This window comes from Frankia sp. AgPm24 (genome assembly GCF_023243055.1).
Taxonomy (GTDB): Bacteria; Actinomycetota; Actinomycetes; order Frankiales; family Frankiaceae; genus Frankia; species Frankia umida.
The window spans coordinates 1-238 of the sequence record NZ_JALKFW010000127.1; the positions used below are offsets into that span (position 1 = coordinate 1).

The 238-nt window shown below is 63.4% G+C and carries 1 protein-coding gene; it reads left to right on the forward strand.

What is annotated here, in order from left to right; translation table 11 throughout:
• On the forward strand, positions 1-238 hold a 238-nt coding region (locus MXD61_RS05950), incomplete at both ends, for a M4 family metallopeptidase (RefSeq protein ID WP_248811824.1).

Genomic DNA, 238 nt, shown 5'->3' on the forward strand with positions numbered 1-238 from the left:
TTCCTGATCACCGACGGCCAGACCTTCAACGGCCAGACGGTCAGCGGAATCGGCATCGCCAAGGCGGCGCAGCTGTACTGGTCAGCCCAGGTGCTGCTGACCTCCAATGCGACCTACGCGACCTTGGGCAAGGCCTTGAACACGGCTTGCCAGAACAATGTCGCCAACAATGTCGCCGGCACGACGGCGGCCAACTGCACGCAGGTGGCCAACGCGGTCAAGGCGGTGGGCATCAAGT